12 protein-coding genes are annotated in these 18108 nt (G+C 74.1%); 2 read left to right on the top strand and 10 right to left on the bottom strand.

Annotation, left to right across the window (positions count from 1 at the left end; genetic code table 11):
- The first annotated feature begins 34 nt into the window (after window positions 1–34).
- Window positions 35–1762, top strand: a complete 1728-nt coding sequence (locus O4J56_RS05490) for an ABC transporter family substrate-binding protein (protein WP_270684037.1) — start codon at window positions 35–37, stop codon at window positions 1760–1762.
- A 125-nt stretch (window positions 1763–1887) separates the two neighbouring features.
- Here O4J56_RS05490 and O4J56_RS05485 read toward each other — a convergent pair whose 3' ends face one another.
- The 10 genes from O4J56_RS05485 to O4J56_RS05440 form a co-directional block, all read right to left on the bottom strand.
- On the bottom strand, window positions 1888–2907 hold the full coding sequence (locus O4J56_RS05485) for an exonuclease domain-containing protein (RefSeq protein ID WP_270684036.1): 1020 nt from the start codon (window positions 2905–2907) through the stop codon (window positions 1888–1890).
- A 246-nt stretch (window positions 2908–3153) separates the two neighbouring features.
- On the bottom strand, window positions 3154–4461 hold the full coding sequence (locus O4J56_RS05480; RefSeq protein WP_270684034.1) for an outer membrane protein assembly factor BamB family protein: 1308 nt from the start codon (window positions 4459–4461) through the stop codon (window positions 3154–3156).
- Between the two features lie 600 nt (window positions 4462–5061).
- On the bottom strand, window positions 5062–5703 hold the full coding sequence (locus tag O4J56_RS05475) for a LuxR C-terminal-related transcriptional regulator (RefSeq protein ID WP_270684033.1): 642 nt from the start codon (window positions 5701–5703) through the stop codon (window positions 5062–5064).
- 585 nt (window positions 5704–6288) lie between these two features.
- A complete protein-coding gene (locus O4J56_RS05470) occupies window positions 6289–7962 on the bottom strand; it encodes a serine/threonine-protein kinase (protein WP_270684032.1) in 1674 nt (557 codons plus the stop codon).
- Window positions 7963–8507: 545 nt separating this feature from the next.
- On the bottom strand, window positions 8508–9245 hold the full coding sequence (locus tag O4J56_RS05465) for a TetR/AcrR family transcriptional regulator (RefSeq protein WP_270684031.1): 738 nt from the start codon (window positions 9243–9245) through the stop codon (window positions 8508–8510).
- Complete coding sequence (locus O4J56_RS05460; protein ID WP_270684029.1) at window positions 9242–11248, bottom strand: CocE/NonD family hydrolase; 2007 nt, start codon at window positions 11246–11248, stop codon at window positions 9242–9244. Before O4J56_RS05460 ends, O4J56_RS05465 begins: the two co-directional genes overlap by 4 nt.
- 157 nt (window positions 11249–11405) lie before the next feature.
- On the bottom strand, window positions 11406–13289 hold the full coding sequence (locus O4J56_RS05455; protein ID WP_270684027.1) for a dipeptide ABC transporter ATP-binding protein: 1884 nt from the start codon (window positions 13287–13289) through the stop codon (window positions 11406–11408).
- Window positions 13286–14209 carry an ABC transporter permease gene (locus tag O4J56_RS05450; RefSeq protein ID WP_270684025.1) on the bottom strand — a complete coding sequence of 308 codons (924 nt, stop codon included), beginning with the start codon at window positions 14207–14209 and terminating at the stop codon, window positions 13286–13288. The genes O4J56_RS05455 and O4J56_RS05450 overlap by 4 nt, the downstream gene beginning before the upstream one ends.
- A complete protein-coding gene (locus O4J56_RS05445; RefSeq protein WP_270684023.1) occupies window positions 14206–15165 on the bottom strand; it encodes an ABC transporter permease in 960 nt (319 codons plus the stop codon). Before O4J56_RS05445 ends, O4J56_RS05450 begins: the two co-directional genes overlap by 4 nt.
- Window positions 15165–16763 carry an ABC transporter substrate-binding protein gene (locus O4J56_RS05440; RefSeq protein ID WP_270684022.1) on the bottom strand — a complete coding sequence of 533 codons (1599 nt, stop codon included), beginning with the start codon at window positions 16761–16763 and terminating at the stop codon, window positions 15165–15167. Before O4J56_RS05440 ends, O4J56_RS05445 begins: the two co-directional genes overlap by 1 nt.
- Window positions 16764–17109: 346 nt before the next feature.
- Between O4J56_RS05440 and idi the strand changes: the two genes are divergently transcribed.
- On the top strand, window positions 17110–17682 hold the full coding sequence (gene idi, locus O4J56_RS05435) for an isopentenyl-diphosphate Delta-isomerase (RefSeq protein WP_270684021.1): 573 nt from the start codon (window positions 17110–17112) through the stop codon (window positions 17680–17682).
- Window positions 17683–18108 lie beyond the last annotated feature (426 nt).

Here is an 18108-nt window from a genome sequence, read left to right as displayed (position 1 = left end):
CCGCGGCCGGCTTATCAAGGAGGAATGAGCAGTTATGCGTACGAGACGGACAGCGGCCTACGCCGCTCCGGTCCTGGCGCTGGCGCTGGCCGCCACCGCGTGCGGCGGCGGAGGCGACGACGGCGGTGAGGGAGACGCACCGTCGCTCGACGACATCGCGGCCTCCGACCTCAACCCGCAGCCGCGCGAGGAGCTCGAAGAGGGCGGCATCTTCATCTACGGCAGCTCCCAGCCGGTCAGCCAGTACAACATGCACCACACCGACGGCAACCTGGGGGCCGTCGCCGAGATCATCAAGGCGGTCATGCCGAGCGCCTTCCGCTTCACCGACAAGGGCGAGGCCGAGCCCAATCCGGCCTACGTCGAGTCGTTCGAGCAGAACGACGAGGGCACGGAGATGACCTTCGTGCTCAACAAGGACGCCGAGTGGTCCAACGGTGAGCCGATCACCTGGGAGGACTACGAGCAGCAGTGGAAGACGCTGTCCGGGCAGGAGGACGGCGACTTCGGCGCGCCGGGCGAGGTGTACGCCTACCAGAGCGTCGAGGACATCGAAGAGGGCGAGAACGAGTACGAGTTCACCGTCACCTTCTCCGAGCCCTTCGCCGAGTACGGGATGCTGTTCGAGAACCTCTACCCGAAGGAGGTGATGGAGGACGCCGACAAGTTCAACGAGGACTACCTGGACGACATCCCCATCACCGCGGGGCCGTTCTCCTTCAAGGAGATCGACAAGAAGTCCGACACCACCATCGTCGAGCGCAACGAGGACTGGTGGGGCGAGAAGGCGCTGCTGGACGAGATCCACTTCCAGCCGGGCGACCCCGAGGGCCAGGCGCAGGCCTTCGCCAACGGCGAGATCGACGCCTTCTACGTCGGCTACACGGCCGCGACCTACGAGACGGCGGCCTCCCGCGAGGACGGCCACGTCACGCAGGCCATCGACAACGGCTACCGCTACATCGAGATGAACGCCGACAGCCCGGTGCTGTCCGACGTCGATGTGCGGCACGCCGTCATGCTCGGCGTCGACCGCAGCGCGCTGGCCAAACTCTCCCTGGAAGGCATCAACTGGCCCAGCGACCCCACCGCCAACCGCCTGCTGCGCTCCTCCGACCCCGCCTTTCAGGACAATTCCGGTGACCTGGGCGAGCAGGACCAGGACCGGGCGCGCGAGCTCCTGGACGGGGCGGGCTGGACCCTCGACGGCGAGGACGCCAAGGTGCGCACCAACGAGGACGGCGAAGAGCTGGAGATGCGCTACTTCTGCCCGGCCGGTGTGAAGGCGTGCGAGTCCGAGGCCGAGGTCACCAAGGAGATGCTGGGCGAGATCGGCATCAAGGTCACCACCGACTCGATCCCCACCGAGGCGTTCTTCAACGACCACATCTACACCGGCGACTTCGAGCTGGCCTCCTTCGTCCAGGTCGGCACCACCCCCTACGTCGGGGAGAGCTTCGAGAACTTCACCGGACCGTTCGACGACAAGGGCGAGGACTGGGGCAACAACAACGCCCGGACCTCCACCGACGAGATCAACGAGAAGTTCGACCAGCTCCGCCAGACCGTCGACCCGGAGGAGTACGGCAAGCTCGCCAACGAGATCGACGCGCTGCTGTGGCAGAACGGCCAGGGCATTCCGTTCTTCCAGCGCACCGGCACCTACGGCGTGGCCGACGGCCTGGCCAACGTCGGCGCGCCCGGCCTGCAGTCCAGTTGGTACTACGAGGACATCGGCTGGACCGAGCTGCCCCAGCGGTAGCCCGTGGGCCGGGCGCAGGGCGCCCGGCCTGACGCACCGGTCATGACACAGCGGTGCGGCCCCGCCCCGAGCGACCCTCGGAGCGGGGCCGCACCGTTTCGCGTACTCCGGACCGCGGGCGGCGGCTACGCCCCCTCGCGCAGGATCTGCTCCAGCTCGGCCTCGTCGATGATGCTGATGGCCTGGCCCTTGGCGCGGTACTCCTCGGCCTTGCGGCGCTTGCTGGTGGCCTGCGCGTGGTCGCCCACCACCAGCACGGTGACCTTCTTGGTGACGTTCTTGGCGATGGCGCCGCCGACGGCGGCGATCTCGCCCCACAGCTCGATCTTGTCGCGCCGGGTATCGCTCAGGCAGACCACCGCGCCGTACAGCGGGCCGTCGGGGTCGGCGTCCAGATCGGGCTCGGGCGGCTCGGCCCTGCTGTGCTCGCTCCAGCGCGCGAAGCGGCCGTCGGGCCGCTGCGAGCGGTCGCGCCTTCGGCACCACAGCGGGCGCTGCCCCGGGGATGTGCGGCCCAGCAGGACGTTCTCGCCCGTGTACAGCTCGTGGAGGGTGCGGGCGCCGCGCTCGCGCATGAGCGCCAGCACGATCTCCGCGCTGCCCTCGGCGTCGGAGAGCGGGTTGTGGTGGTCCAGCGGGAAGCCGATCCGCTCGCACAGCGTGGGCAACTTGTGGTTGCGGCTGTCCGGCCACACCGCGCCGGCGAGCACATACGAGCAGCAGAAGCGCAGTTCCGGCAGGTCGACCGAGGTGTGGGCGCAGGCGCGTTCGATGACGTCCATCTCCATGCGGGCCCAGTGGGCCACCACGGGGTCCTCCCCGGCGAAGGCGGTGATGCGCTTGAGCGCCTCGGGCCACTCGGGGGCGTCGCGCACGTCCTCGGCGGTGACGCCGCCGTTGTAGGGCGCCAGCGCCGGGTCGAACCAGTCGGCGGGCGCGGGCGGCCGGACGTACTCCAGGTGGCGCTCGGCGACGCGGCCGCCGCGCACGCGGACCATGCCGACGCGGCAGACGCTGCCGTTGTCCTCGTTGGCCGTCTCGAAGTCGAGCGCGACCCAGGTATCGGCCGCGTCGACCCCGGGCGACCCGCCCACCGCGGGCCCCAGCCCCTCCAGGGGGAGCGGTTCGGGGATCCCGTCAACCATCAGCGCACCTCCACAGCCGCACACCTTCCGAAGCCGCGCGGCCCCCGCCTGCGGCGGCCACGGAGCCTGCGGCACCCACGGATCGTCCCGCACACCGGTGACGTCTCGGGCCGGGGCGGGGGACCCTTCCGAGGCGACGATATGCGGTGACGACGATATGCGCTCCGATACCGGGAGATGGCCGCCTCCGGTGCCTCCGGAACCGAATGCGGACCAGGCCGCACCGGGCCGGGCGCGCGGCGCCGCTCAGGCCACGGCGGGGTAGGCGGTGGCCGTCCCGTCCTCGGCGAAGCGCAGCCCCACCACGCCGTCGGTCAGGTCCGGCGCGGTCCCGGGGTCCAGCTCCAGGTCGTTCTGGAAGTCCAGGCTGTAGATCCCGGGGGAGCCGCCGTTCAGGCCCTTGTCGGTGTAGACGACCCCGTGCCACACGCCCCGGATGCCGGTCGGGACGCCGCCGCCGAATCCGGGGTCGTTCCACAGGCGGTCACCGCCCTCGGCGGTGTACACGTCCACTTCGGGGGAGGTGCGCCCGCCGTTCCAGCACACCAGCATCGACTGCTGGTCGTAGCGGCACACCTGGTCGCGCAGGCGCTCGGTCCAGTAGGCGACCTCGCCCGCCGCGGCGTCGACCACCGCCCACTCGGGGGCGGGCTCCGCACCCGTCTCCGGAGGCGTCTCGCGGCCCACGAGGAGCCGGGAGCCGTCCATGGGGGAGATCCGCAGGGGGCGGGGCGCGGTGGCGCCCTGGCCGCTCTCCGCCTCCCACAGGCTCCACCGGTGGGCGCCGTCGGCCGACCCTGCCGCAGTGAGCACTCCGGCGGCCCCGTCGGTCCCGGCGTCCCCCGCCGCCCCGGGGACCGACCAGCCGACGACCGCGCCCTCGGTGAGGGCCTCAGGGCGCATGCCCGGGTCGGTCCACAGCAGCCCGCCGTCGCCGGGGGAGAAGGCGACGGCCGTCCCGTAGGACACCACGACGGCGTCGTCGTCGGCCCCCACCGCGAACACGTCCGCCGGGTCGGGCGGCGGGCCGTCGGGGATGTGCTCGGCCTGCCAGAGCAGCGCGCCGTTGCGGGCGTCGGCGACCAGGACCTCCAGCCGCTCCTGCCGCACGGCGCCGCTCCGGCCGGGGTTGCGCGTCTCGAAGGCGCCCACGACGACGGCGCGGCCGTCGATCTCGGCGAGCACGGCGCTGTCGGCCCGCGTGTCCACGACCGGCTGGCGGGTGGGCACCGACCAGAGCTCGCGTCCGCCCTCGGCGTCCACGGCGTGCAGGCCGTCCTCGTCGCCGTAGTAGACGGTGCCGCCGTCCATGGCCGGGCGCAGGGCGCGTCCCTGGTCGCGGGAGTCCGCCCCGAGGTCGACCTCGAAGCCCCGGCCGGTGTCGAACTCCGTCGGCGGGTCGAACACCCGGTGCTCCGCCCCCTGCTGCTCGGCGGTCCCGCCGGGGCCGTCCGCCGCGGGGCCGGTGCAGGCGGGGGCGGCGAGGACGGCGAGGGCGGCCAACAGGGGAGCGAACCGGCGGGTCGGCTGGCGCGGGGGCTCTCCGGTCTGCACGGAACACCTTCGGACGGAGGGGACGGGGAGGCGCCGACGGCTCCGGCGGCGCGGGGGCAGGAGTGCCCCAACTCTAGAGAATTCTCCGCGATCCGTCGCGAACCGGGTGCGCGGAGCCGTGCAGGAGCCGCAGCGTGAGGATCCGGCGGCGGCGAACACCCGGCAGGCGGCCCCGCCCCCGGCACGTCCCCGTCCGGTCGGGCCACGACCACGACGCCTGTCCCACCGGCTCCCGCCCGGACTCCGGCCTTCGTCGGCCCCGACGGGCGGGCGCGGCCGACGACAGGCACACCGCTCCAGCGGACACCATCGGTGGCAGGCGGCCGTTCGGACCGCCTCAGGGGTGATCGTGCGGTGGATCCGCCACCCTCGATGCCGCCTCGGCCACACCCCAACGGGGGCGGCCTTTACGGGCCGCGCGGTCCGGCGGCGCGAGCCCGGGCGCGCCTGATGCGGAACGGGGCACCGGCCCCCGGGGACATGGCCCGGTCGCCTCTCGGCGGGCGACACCCCGCGGACCGCCCCCGGGTCCGGCGGGGTGTGCCTCGGGCCCATCGGCCCCGGTGCCGCTCAGGGGCGGTCCGGGGCCGCACCGGCCGCTCAGACGCCGACGGTCTCCGCCGCGCGCCAGCGCTCGATCGCCTGCGTGCGGTTGCGCACGTGCAGCTTGGCGTAGATGTGGTTGATGTGGTTCTTGACGGTCTTCTCCGACACCACCAGGTGGTCGGCGATCATCGCGTTCGACATGCCGCCCGCCACCAGGCGCAGCACCTGGGCCTCGCGCTCGGTCAGGCCGCTGTCGGCGCGCAGCGCCGCGGCCGCCGCCGGGCCGCGCACACCGGTGATCGCGTCCACCTCGTCCTGCCCGGCCCCGGAGCGGGCCACCGCCCGCAGTGCCTCGGCCAGCTCCGGCGGGGTGAACGATCCGTAGACCAGGGAGGCGGCGGCGCCCTGGGCCACCGCCTCGCGGACGGCCTCCCCGTCGCCGGGGAACGCGAGAAGGACCACCGGTGCCACCGCCGACAGGTCCTTGACGGCCCCGGAGGTGCCGAGTGCGGGGATGCGGGCGCCGACCAGCGCGGCGTCGGGGCCGGTCTCCTCCGCGATCTTGACGGCCTCGGCGCCGCTCGCCGTCTCCACGACGGTGAGTCCGGACCCGCGCTGAAGGGTGCTGGCGAGTCCTGCGCGCAAGACGAGATCGTCGTCGGCGATGAGGACGGTGAGGGGAGACGAGTGGGTCATGGGGGCTCCTGGATCGTCGCTCGGGTGCAGCGTCGCTACTCTCCGCAGTCGGACCGGACGGCGAGGTCCCACGGTTCGGGACCCGACCGTCCGCGCGGGCGACGTTTGTGGGGTTGTGGGGGGTCTGTCGCGGGGGTTGCCGGTGTTGCGGTACTTGTGCCCCGGATTGTCCGGGGGTATGCCGCGCCGCCGTATGACCGGAAGTGGCCGCGCCCGCGCGTTCCCGGGTGCGGAGCGGGCCTGGCGGGGCCGCATGCGGCCGTCGCCTGGGCCCCTGTGCGGAAAAGGCCGGAACGGCAGGAGCGGAGGCGCATTCACAAGCGGCGGAAATCGCCGGTTCGTCGGCGGAAAATGCCACCGCGGACGGTACTCGCCGGAGCGGTGCCGCTTTCGCCGGCCGCGGCCGCCTTTCGCCGAAGGGCGTGTCGCCGGTCAGGGCACAGAGGGCGGGTCGGCATGGGGGACGGAAATGACACCGCTCCAGCGGGCGGGGCCCGGATCAGGCGAATTCCGGAACACGCGGGGGAGGGCCGAATGGGGAGGCCCGCCTTCCCCGCCGTTCGGGGGCGGGAGCGGTGGGGGCACTCACGTGCACCGGGTGTAGTCCGTCGTGAAGCGGGCGCCTTGGCCGGTCGAATAGCACAGACCCACGGGGCCGGGCCGTGCTCCGCCGATCTCCGGGGTCTGGAAGACGAGCAGGCCCGTCTCGGGGGCACCGGGGAACACCAGGGTGTTCTCGTTGGGCTCCTGCTCCATCGGGTACTCGAGCTGCGGTGTGTAGGTGAAGGGCTGGGAGGGCTCGATCCGCTCGCCGTCGGCGAGGATGTAGAAGCTCGACTGGTCGAACGAGGGGACCTGCTCGCGGACGCCCATCGACTGCCCGTTGACCGTGATCCGCACGCCCTCGGGGCCGGACACGGCGCCGTAGACGTTGGCGTGCAGAGTGGCCGCACCGTCGGCGGAGAACAGCCCGGTGGTGCCGTCGGCCGAGCCCACCGCCGCGTTGGCGCCCACACCCTGGTCGGTGGCCCGTTCGACGGCCTCGGGCGGAGGACCGGAGGGCGTCTCGCCGCCGTCCGGTCTCCCGGAGTCGCCGCCTTCGTCCCCGCCGCCTCCGGCGCCCGCGTTCCCGGTGTCGCCGCCCTCGCCGCTGTCGGCGCCCCCGTTTTCGCCGCCGCTCGCGTCCTGTCCGCCCTGTTCACCGCCGCCGGCCCCGGCCAGCGCCTTGAGGGCGGACGGAGCGCCCACGGCAGCCGTGCCCGCCAGGGCGAGCACGGCGACGGCGGCGACACCGGCCGCCAGGCCGCGCCCGAAGCGCCGCACGCTCCGGGCGGGGGCCGGGATCGGGGCCGCCATCCCGGTCCAGACCTCGGTCAGCATCGCCCGGACGCCCGCCAGCGCCGTGGCCGGCGTCCTCCCGGACCACTGCTCGACCAGCGCGGGCACCAGCCCCACCGCGTCCGGCCGCTCCCGCGGGGCCTTGGACAGCGCGGCCCGGACCAGCGGCAGGAGGGGCTCCGGCACCCCGTCGATGTCGGGCTCGTCCTCCATCACCCGGTCGGCGAGGGTGTCCACGGGCCCGGCGCCGAACGGCTCGCGCCCCGTGGCCGCGAAGGCCATCAGCGAACCCCAGGAGAACACGTCGGAGCGGCCGGTGAGCTCGCCGCCCGCACAGGCCTCCGGGCTCATCCACCCGGCGGTGCCCGGGGCGCCGCCGCTCCGGGCGAGGACGGTCTGGTCGACGGCGCGCGCGATGCCGAAGTCGACCAGCTTGGGCGCGTCCGGGCCGAGGATGATGTTGCCGGGCTTGAGGTCCTGGTGGACGACGCCCTGGGCGTGGATGCGCGTCAGGGCGTCGGCCAGGCCGACGCCGAGGGCGGTCAGGTGGTCGCCGGTCAGGGGGCCGCGCTTCTGGACGTAGGTGCGCAGCGACGGCCCGGGGATGTACTCGGTCGCCAGCCAGGGCATCTTCGCTTCGGTGTCCCCGTCGTAGTAGCACGGCAGGCACATCCCCGACGCGCGCTTGGCGAGCACGGTCTCGCGGGCGAAGCGCGCGCGGAACTCGGCGTTGCCCGCCAGCTCCTCGCGGACGGTCTTGACTGCGGCGTGGCCGGGCATGCCCGGCTGGTGCGCGGCGTACACGGCGCCGATGCCCCCGATGCCGATACGCCCGTCCAGGGTGTACGGGCCGATCCTTCGCGGGTCCTCCCTGCGCAGCGGCGCGAAGCGCGAAGGGGTGAGGGGGGTGGTATCGCTCATGGCTCGCTTGTTCTCACGGATTCTGGGGCGGCGTCCTGGACGGTGGGGGTGGGGTCCCTCGGGTCCGCCGTCGACGGCCGCGTGGTCCTCGCCGAGGAAACGGTAGCCGCTTCCGCCCACAGAGCCGCCCTCCGGCTCCGGGTGTGGGCCCCGCCGGTCCCGTCGGCTCCGGCGGGGTGGCGGCCCAGGAGGGCGGAAGGGGAATCCCCGCCCGTTCCGGGTTCCGCGGTGCGGGGTCCACCGTATCGGGGCGGGCGGCGGACGGCCCAAACCGGAGGCGTGCGGGGCGCCGTCGGGGTCTCCACCTGCGTCCTCCGTCTCCGTCTCCATCTCCGTCGCCCGTGCCGCCGTGGACGCTGTGGGCCCCGGCGCGGGGAGGTCTCACGGACACTTCGACGCCGTACCGTCCCGATCGGTTGTGACGGAACGGCCACGACGGGGGAACAGGAGGGGAACCGGAACGACGGCGGCCGGTTCCGTCACCGCCTTCCGCGAGGCGGCGGAGGAACCGGCCGGTTCGTGCGTGGCGGGGGCGGGCACGGAGGTCAGTGCCCTGGTCCCACCCCGTTCGCCTCGGGCTCCTCCAGCCCCAGCTCGGAGCGGAGGAAGCGGCGCAGATGCGCCCTCGCCTGGTCGAGGTCCAGGGGAGGGGCCCCGCGCAGGCGGCGCAGGGCCAGGCCGTCCACCAGGGCGTTGAACCGCGTCGTCGTCTCGGTGACGTCCGCGCACGCGAACGACCCCTCCGCGCAGCCGCGCCGGATCAGCTCGGCCACCCGGTCGGCCCACTCCTCGTACCGGCGGCGCTGCCGGTCGTCGGGCGCCGCGTCGTCGCTGGCCGCCCAGTTGTCGAACCACAGCCGCCAGTGCCGGTCGGTCTCGGGGCTGAACACCCCCTCCACCAGCACCTCCAGCCCTTCGGCGGCGGTCGGCCGGGACAGCATCCGCTCGCCCAGGGGCCGGTAGTACCCGTCGATCTCCATGGAGACCGCCTCGGTGAGGATCTCCTGCACGCCGCCGAAGTGGTACGTCACCGTGCCGACCGACACCCCGGCCGCGCGCGCGATGTCGCGCAGGCCGACGCGCCCGGCGCCCTTCTCGGCCACCAGGGGTACGGCCGCCTCCAGGATCAGCCGCCGCCGGACCTCGGTCGGCTGGCGGGTGCGGCGGCCCGGCGCCACCGCCCGCCGCTTGGGACCGGTACGGCGGCCCGCGTCCCCGTCCCCGTCCGCTGACCGGTCCCCGGCGGTCACGGGGTCCCCGGTTGTGTCGAGGTCCGTGCTCATCCGGCCGTCCTCGGGATCTCGCGGCGCCACTCCCGCGTCGCGACGGTGTCCCCGCCCGAGACGGCCTCCACGGCGCTCTGCACGATGAAGTGCTCCGCGGTGGCGGTGAGCTCGCTCGACGTGCGCACCGTGATGTCCCATCCCTCCCGCTGCATACGGATCTCCCACCGGGAGCCTGCCACGGCCGAAAGAGGGTCGTCGACCCGGATCCGGTAGTACTCGCGGGCCTTCTCGGTGTACACGAGCCCGTCCGGATAGGTCCGCGAACCCCCGTAGTTGGGGTCCACGTCCAGCACCCACTCGCCGGTCCCCACGTCGTGCGTGACCAGACGCTCCGGGCGGCGCTCGCCCTCGCCCAGCACGACCGGGAGCGGCGCCGCCTGCTCCGGCTCGTCGAACTCCACCGCGGCGCGCCCCTCGTCGAAGCCGCCCCGCCGCTCCGGCAGCAGCAGCGCGCTCCGCGCCGGCCACACCGTCAGCGCCTCACCGTCCGGTTGCGGCCACACCCACGGCCAGTACGCGGTCGATACCGCGACCCGGATGCGGTGCCCCTCCGGGAACGCGTACCCGGTACCGGTCAGCTCGACCTCCACGTCCTCCGGCGTCCCCGGATCCCAGGGCACGACCCGGTCCCGCCCCTGGCGCGACGACAGGTTCAGTACCCCGCGCGTGACGAGCGTCGACGACCCGTCGGGCGCCACGTCGCACACGCGCACCACCACCGTCCCCTTCGGCCGGTCGCAGTCCAGGCGCAGGCGGACCCGCGCGCGCCCGAGGATCTCGGTACGGCGCTCCAGGGGAGCCGAATCGAAGCAGGTCGAACGCCCGTCCTCCTCGCGCTGGTCCGGCGGGAGGTCGGTGGCGTTGCCGTAGGGGAAGAACCGCCCGGCGTCCACCCCCGTGTGCTGCGGGCTGCGCACGACGACCGGGCCCGCGTCGTCCCCGCGGCCCAGCGCGCGCTCGGTCCATTCGGTGGACGGGGACGGCCAGGCGTCGTCGGAGACCCACCGCCCCTCCCGCACCGCATAGGCGGTCGCCGGCGGGACCGGCTCCTGGATGTAGGAGCGCAGCAGGGGCGTGTCCATCGCGCCGTTGTCGGCGCCCTTGAGCCAGTGGTCCCACCAGCGCAGCGTCTCCTGCAGGAACCCGATCTGCGGGCCCGGCTCCAGGGGCCGGTCCGGGTACTGGTGCGCCCAGGGGCCGAGGATGCCCCGCACCGGGCCGGGCAGGTTCTCGGCGAGCCGCAGCACGGTGTCCCGGTACGGGTCGGCCCAGCCGCCCACGGCCAACACGGCGGCCTGCACGGCCGAGTAGTCCTCGCAGACGCTCCCGTGCCGCCAGTACCCGTCGCGCGCCTGGTGGTCCAGCCACGTGTGGACGAACGGCTCCAGGGCGTCCAGGCGCTGCTTCCACATCGGCAGCCAGTCCTCGCCCACCGCCGCGGGGTCCGGCGGGCGCGAGGTGAACGCCAGCATCGTGCCCGACCACCCGGCCATGTCGATGCCCAGCACCGAACCGCCCGTGTAATGGACGTCGTTGTCGTAGCGGTCGTCGGTGGAGCACACGGTGACCACGGCCTTGAGCGCCTCAGGGCGCAGCGCCGCGATCTGCAGGGAGTTGAACCCGCCCCAGGAGATGCCGAACATGCCGACGCTCCCGGTGCACCAGGGCTGGGCGGCCAGCCACTCGATGACGGCGACGCCGTCCTCGAGCTCCTGCGGGGAGTACTCGTCGAGCATCACCCCCTCGGAGTTGCCCGCGCCCCGCAGGTCCACCCGCACCGACGCGTACCCGTGGCCCGCGTAATAGGGGTGGCGCTCGGCGTCGCGCGGGGCCGTCCAGTCGCCCTTGCGGTAGGGCAGGTACTCCAGCAGGGCCGGAACCGGCTCCTCAACGGCGTCGGTCGGCAGCCACACGCGCGCGTGCAGGCGGGTGCCGTCGCGCATCGGGATCCACATCTCGCGCATCTCGACGTCGCGCGGGAACTCCTCGCGGTACTTCATCTCCCCCGTCTCTCCGTGTCCTCGTCTTCGGTGCGGTCGTTCGGTGTGCTCGGTGCGGTCGGTCGGTCGGCGTCGGTCGGCAGAGCCGTGCGGCCGGCCCGACCCGAAGGGTGGGCCCGGGACCCGATGGGCCCCGGGCCCGGCGCGGCGGAGCCCCTCACTCTCCGCCGCGCCGGATCCGGTGGCCCCCGCCGAGGTCGATCCATTCGCCCTCGGCGGTGCCTTGGGTGGCGGCCCCGTCGGGCCCTTCAGAGGCGTCAGGGGCGGCACCGGCCGCGCCCCCGGCGGCGTCGGACCCCGCGCCCCCTGCGGTGTCCGGCTCCAGCACCGCCTCCATCAGGCGGCGCGTATAGGGGTGGTTCGGCCCGGCGAACACCGCCCCGACCGGCCCCTCCTCGACCACGCGTCCGTCCTTCATCACCGCCACCCGGTCGGCGATGCCCCGCACCACCGCCAGGTCGTGGCTGATGAACACGAACGCCAGGTCGCGCTCGGTGCGCAGGTCGTCCAGCAGCGCCAGAACCGACGCCTGCACGGACACGTCCAGCGCCGTGGTGACCTCGTCGGCAACGACCACGTCCGGCCCTCCGGCCAGTGCGCGGGCGATGCCGACCCGCTGCCGCTGCCCACCCGACAGCTGCTGGGGCAGCCGGTCCGACAGGGCCGGGTCCAGGGCGACGTCCTCGATCAGCCCGCGCGCGCGGGCGTCGGCGTCGGAACGGGAGGCAAGCCCGAAGAAGCGCAGCGGCCGCCGCACCGCCTCACGGGCGATCCTGCGCGGGTTCAGCGACGTGTCGGCGTTCTGGAACGCGAGCTGGATGCGCCGCCGCAGCGCGAGCGGCCGCTTGCGCGCCCCCGCCGCCAGGTCGCCCTCCTGCTCCCCGTGCAGGCGCATCCGCCCCGACGCCGGGGCGCGCAGCCCCGCCAGGGACCACGCCAGCGTGGACTTGCCGCTGCCGGACTCGCCGACCAGGGCGAGCACCTCGCCCCGGCGCAGCCCCAGGGAGACCCCGTCCACCGCGCGGCTGCGCCCGTACCGGACCACGACGTCCTCCAGGGACACCACCTCGGGGGCGTCCTCGGGCACCGGAGCGCGGTCGCGGACGGTCCGCGTCCCGTCCTCGCCCACCTCGGCCAGGCCCGCGTCGGACACCCGCGGGACGCTCGCCAGCAGGCGGCGCGTGTAGGGGTGCCGCGGCGCGGCGAACAGCTCGGCGGCCGGGGCCGCCTCCACCACCGCGCCCTCGCGCATGACCACGACCTCGTCGGCCATCCGCGCCACCACGCCCAGGTCGTGGCTGACCAGGACCGTGGCCAGACCCAGCTCGGCGCTCAGGTCCGCCACCAGGTCCAGGATGCGGGCCTGGGTGACCACGTCCAGCGCGGTCGTAGGCTCGTCCAGCACCAGCACGCGCGGGCGCGCGGCCAGTGCCATCGCGATCGCCACCCGCTGCTGCTGCCCGCCCGAGAGCTGGTGCGGGTAGCGGCGCCCGATGCGGTCCGGGCCGGGGAGCCCGACCTTCTCCAGCAGGGCGCGCGCCTCGGCGCGCCGCTCGGCGCGGGCCGGCACGCGCGCCATCAGCGCCTCTTCGAGCTGCGTGCCGACGCGCATCGACGGGGTCAGCGCGTTGCCCGCGTTCTGTCCCACCATCGCGATGTCGTGGGCCCGCAGCGCGCGCAGGTCCCGGCCGCCCAGGGAGAAGACGTCGCGCCCGGCGACCTCCACCGATCCGGAGGTGATGCGCGAGCCGTGGCGCAGGTGGCCCAGGAGCGCGCCGGCGACGGTCGACTTGCCGCTGCCGGACTCGCCGACCACGGCCAGCGTCCGCCCGGCCGCCACCTCGAAGGACACGTTCTCGGCGACCGTGATGTCGCGCCCGTTCGAGCGGTAGGCCACCGACAGGTCCTTCACCCTGGCGGGGACCTCGCGCAGGTACAGCCCTTCGTCCCCCTGCCGGGCGCCCGTGCCCGGGGTCCGCGCCTGCGCGCCCGCCCCGGCCTCCGACTCCGCGCCGGTGTGCGGCGCCTGCCCGGTGCTCATCGGGCCTCCTTCACGCGGTCGACGCCCCACGCCTTGGCGAGGCCGTCGGCGGACAGGTTCAGCCCGAGGACCAGCGTGGCCAGGGCGATGATCGGCGCCAGGGACGCCCACGGCACCACCGTCATGGCGGTGCGGTTCTCCGCGATCATCAGCCCCCAGTCGGGCGTGGGCGGGTTGGCCCCGAAGCCCAGGAACGACAGCGAGCTGATCAGCAGCACCACCCAGGAGGCGCGCATGGCGAACTCCACGGACACCACGTCGGCGATGTTGGGCAGTACCTCGCGCACGAGGATGGACAGGGTCCGCTCGCCGCGCGCGCGGGCCGCCGTCACGTAGTCCAGCGGGGCGACGCCCATGGCGGCGGCGCGCACCACCCGCACCACCTGCGGGGCGTAGACGACGGTCACCGCCAGCACGATGACGGCCGGACCGGCGCCCAGCACGGTGACGACCACCAGCAGCGCCAGGATCGGCGGGATCGCCAGGACCGCGTCGAGGACCCGCATGACCAGGTCGTCGAGCCACCCGCCCTTGAGCGCGGCGGCGCATCCCACCACGGTGCCCAGGGCCACCGCGCACGCCGTGGCGGCGAACGACACCATCAGGGCGTAGCGGCCGCCGTACAGGACGCGCGCCAGCACGTCCCGCCCGAGCGCGTCGGTGCCCGCCCAGTGGGCGGCGCTCGGCCCGAGCAGGGCGCTGTCGGGGGCGTTGGCGGTCGGCGCGTACGAGGTGAGCAGCGGGGCCAGCACGGCGACGAGCACGTGCACCGCCACCAGTACCAGGCCCGCGGTCGCCGGGCCGGACCGCAGCAGGGAGCGCAGCGTCGTGCGGACCATCCCGGCCGGGGCGGCGCCCTCGGCCGGAGCCGCCTGCGCGCTCTCGGGCGCGGTCTCGTCCACGGGGTTCGGCTCGCTCATCGGGCGCTCCTCTCACCGGTGCGCAGGCGCGGGTTGAGCGCCATCGCGGCCAGGTCGGCGGCGAGGTTGCACAGCACGTACACGGCCGCGCCCACCACCGCGACGGCCTGCAGCACCGGCAGGTCGCGGCTGTGCACCGACTCCAGCATGAGTTTTCCGATGCCGGGGTAGTTGAAGACGTTCTCGACCACGACCACGCCGCCGACCAGCCAGGCGACGTTCATCGCGATCACGTTCAGGGTGGGCAGCAGCGCGCTGGGCAGGGCGTGGCGCACCACCACCCGCCAGGCGCCCAGCCCCTTGAGGCGGGCGGTGGTGACGAACTCGCTCGCCATCACGTCGATGACGCTGGTGCGGGTCATCCGCACGATGTAGGCGGTCATCACCACCGACAGCGCGATCGTGGGCAGCACCACCGACGGGAGCAGGTCGGCCACCGGCGCCGACGCCCCGTCCAGCACCACGGCCGGGAGCACCGGCACGCTGATCGACAGCGCCATGACCAGCAGCGTCGCCACGACGAACTCGGGCACGCTCATACCGGCCAGGGTGAGCGAGGAGATCAGCGTGTCGGGCCAGCGGTCGCGGTACAGCCCGGCGACCACGCCCAGCACGATGGAGGAGGTCACCGCCACCGCGACGGTGGCGGCGGCGATGAGCAGGGTGTTGCGCAGGTGGAGCCAGAGCGCACCGGCGACCGGCTCGCCCGACACCAGCGAGGTGCCGAAGTCGCCGCGGACGGCCCCGGCCAGCCACTCGGCGAAGCGGAGCACGGCGGGGCGGTTCAGGTCGAGCTGGTCGCGCAGGGCCGACACCGCCTCGGGGGTGGCGTCCTGGCCGAGCACCTGGGTGGCGACGTCGCCGGGCAGCAGCTGCACCGAGGCGAAGACGAGCACCGACGCCAGGAGGACCGTTCCGGCGGCCGAGAGCAGGCGCCGGGTGAGGAAGGTGAGCATCAGGGCCTCAGTCCGATCGAGCGGTAGTCGAACTCGAATCCGGTCTCGCGGTAGTTGAGGACGTCCCGGGACAGGCCGACCAGGCGGTCGGCGAACATGGGCGTCATGGCGCCGCCCTCGTCCACCACCAGGCGCTGGGCGTCCTGGTAGAGGCCCATGCGCCGCTCCGGGTCGCGGGTGCGGCGGGCCTGGTCGAGCAGGCCGTCGAAGTCCTCGTTCGACCACGCGGTCTCGTTGTAGGACGAGCCGCTGCGGAAGACCTGGTTGAGGAGCTGGTCGGCGGGGCGGCCGGTGTACCAGTAGGTCGCCATCAGCGGCTTGTTCATCCAGATCTGCGTGTAGTAGGAGTCCGCGGAGGCGTTGCGCACGGTCACCCCGATCCCGGCCTCGGCCGCCGAGTCCCGGTAGGCCAGAGCCATGGGCGTGAACACCGGGTCGTAGGAGGAGGTGTACAGGTCCACCTCCAGGCCTTCGGCGCCCGCCTCCTTGAGCAGCGCGCGGGCCCGCTCGGGGTCGCGCTCCACGGAGTAGTCGGTGTGGTACGGCGTGCCCGGCGGTACGGGGTTGTCGTTCCCGGGGACCCCGGTGCCCTGGAGGGCCACGTCAACCACGTGCCCGGGGTCGTAGGCCAGCTTCATCGCCTTGCGCACCTTGGGGTCGGTGAAGGGCTCGGCGGTGGTGAGCATCGGCAGGACGTACCACTGGGCGTTCACCGAGCGCGCGATGGTGGCGCGATCGGAGGCCTCCACGACGCGGGCGGTGGCGAAGTCCAGGTTGGTCTGGGAGATCAGGTCGATCTGCCCGGCCAGCAGGGCGTTGGTGCGCGCCTGGATGTCGGTCATCGAGTACATCTCGATGGCGTCCAGGACGGGCGGCCCCTCCCAGTGGTCGTCGTAGGCGACGATGCGCCCGCGCCCGCCGGGGGCGAACGACTCCAGCCGGAACGGCCCGGTGCCCACGCCGGTGCTCCCGATGGAGTCGCCCGAGTCCTCGGGGACGACGTAGCAGTTGTAGTTGGTCAGCAGCGCCGGGAACTCGAAGTTGGGCTCCTTGAGCTCCACCACCAGCACGCCCGGCTCGGGCGTGGTGACCTTGGCCGGGTCGACCAGCGGCGCGAGCACCGTGCCCTGGGGGGAGGCCAGGTCGGGGTCGACGATGCGGCGCAGGGTGTAGGCGGCGTCGGCGGAGGTGAGCCGGGACCCGTCGTGGAACCGGACGCCGTCGCGCAGGCGGAAGGTCCAGCGCACGCCCTCGTCGTCGGACTCCCAGGACTCGGCGAGGTCGGGGGCGGTCTCCCCGTCGGCGTCCATCCGGACCAGCCGGTTGTACAGCGCGCCCAGGTACTCGTAGGCCGACAGGGAGCTCGCCGGGTCCAGGGTCTCGGCCTGGGACGCCGGAGGGCGGGCGATGCGCAGCACGCCCCCGGCCGCGGGGGTGCCCGAGGCGGCCTCCCGGGACAGCACGGGTGCGGCGGTGCGGCCGCCCGGGGAGCAGCCGGAGAGCAGGGCGGCGGCGCCGACGGCGCCCAGGCCGCCCAGCAGGGCGGTGCGGCGCGCGATGGCCGGGGGCCCGCCGTCGCCCTGGCGTGAACGCGGCATGGGGACTTGTCACCTCGTGGTCGGGGGTGGGGGATGGACGGATCGTTCGGCGAACGGCTGATTCGTTCACTGAACGATTGATGTGAGTCATGAACGATAGGTGACGGAAAAATTTGGTTCAACCCATGACAAAACGGGTAGACCCCCTGGGTCCGTTCCGCTCTTTGTGCAGCTCAGGCCGGTGAACCGGCGGCGCCGCGGCGGGTGCGGCCCCGTGGGCGCGCGGGGCGTTCCGCGGGCGCCGCGGCGGGTTCGCGGCTTCCGCCCCGCCGCCGGGGCCCCGTGTGCGACGGTGGAGGTGCGGTGCGCGTGGGCGCGCCGTTCCGCGAGCGAACAGGGAGGCCGCGTGGCGGGCCAGGTGGGGGAGAAGCCGTCGGAGACCGCGATCCGGGTGGAGCTGGTGGACCGCGACGGGACGACGGTGGGCACCGAGGGGAAGCTTGACGCGCACCTGGCGCCCGGCCGGCTCCACCGCGCCTTCTCCGTCTTCCTCTTCGACGCCCGGGGCCGCCTGCTGCTGCAGCGGCGCGCGGGCGGCAAGTACCACTCACCACTGGTGTGGTCCAACACCTGCTGCGGCCACCCCCACCCGGGCGAGGCCCCGTTCCTGGCGGCCGCCCGCCGCACCGCCGAGGAGCTGGGGGCGGCGCCCGTGATGCTGGCCGAGGCCGGGACGGTCGTCTACGAGCTGCAGGACCCCGACTCCGGGCTGGTCGAGCGCGAGTACAACCACCTGTTCGTGGGGGAGGCTCCCGAGCGGCTGCGCCCCGACCCCGACGAGGTCGCCGAGACCGCGTTCGCCTCCCCGGTCGAGCTGGCCGCGCTGCGCGAGCGCTCGGTCTTCTCCGTCTGGTTCACCACGGTGCTGGAGGCGTCCCTGCCCGAAATCCGCAGGCGCTTCCCCGAGGCGGGCTGGTAACGTCCCGGCCGTGAAGCACTGAGCACCTGTCGCCGGGGCCGGCCCCAGGCCCTCGCGGCCCAGACCCCGGTCCTCACGGTCCAGGCCGCCGGGCGGCTGAGCAGGTACCCCGTTTCAGGGCCCCGGCCGGGCGTTGGGCCGTCGGAGCGTGAGCGAGAGGGCGGCGACGACGAAGGTCGGCGGCCCGCGCCGCAGCGCTGTCGGGCGCGGCGCGTGTGCGCGGTCACCGTGGAGGGCGGCGACGGCGAGAGCGGGGCGGTTCCCAGGCCCTGCCTGCCGTCCATCAGGTTCCTCGCGGTCCGGGCGGCGGCGCGGCCGGGTGGGTGCGTGGTCGCCCGCGCTCGTGGCGGCCGTGGGCCCGGTGCGCCTCTTCGTTGATCTCGGGGAAAGCGCCCCTACCGGGCCGGTTTTAGCGTCGTTTCTCCC

Origin of the sequence: Nocardiopsis endophytica (assembly GCF_027706725.1) — a bacterium.
GTDB lineage: Bacteria > Actinomycetota > Actinomycetes > Streptosporangiales > Streptosporangiaceae > Nocardiopsis_A > Nocardiopsis_A endophytica.
The sequence above is the reverse complement of the archived record's forward strand: the minus strand, read 5'-3'. Positions and strand labels throughout refer to the sequence as shown.